Origin of the sequence: Gelidibacter salicanalis, assembly GCF_016469035.1 — a bacterium.
GTDB lineage: Bacteria > Bacteroidota > Bacteroidia > Flavobacteriales > Flavobacteriaceae > Gelidibacter > Gelidibacter salicanalis_A.
Genome location: NZ_JAEHJZ010000138.1, coordinates 1 through 331, shown reverse-complemented (window position 1 = coordinate 331; position 331 = coordinate 1). Strand labels below are relative to the sequence as shown.

Annotated in this window: 1 protein-coding gene; it reads right to left on the bottom strand. The window is 33.2% G+C overall.

Going from position 1 to position 331, the window contains the following annotated elements:
* Nucleotides 1-272: hypothetical protein (locus JEM65_RS21205; RefSeq protein WP_439953523.1), on the bottom strand; the 272-nt coding region annotated here is incomplete at its 3' end.
* Nucleotides 273-331 lie beyond the last annotated feature (59 nt).

The following is a 331-nucleotide window of genomic DNA, read 5'->3' as shown; positions in this document are numbered from 1 at the left end:
AAAAAGGATTTAAAACCTGGGTTTTTATCGAGTAACTGAATTGTTGATTCTAAACTTTCGTCTACCAATGGCCCCTTTTTAACCAATCGAAGGGAATAATACAAGAATTGCTCTCCGTATTTGGTAAGAGTATGATCTATTTTAAAAAACACCTCATCCATACCTAAGTCATTCCAGAGTTTGACAGAAACATCCTGAAAGAATCCGGATTTACTGACTTGCTGGTAATACTTGCTTATTCTATCAAAATCCAGATTGACTGATTTCTTCATTAAAAACCGTTAGGGTTACCATTATTGATTACAAAAAGCAAAAGATAAAAACATTCGTT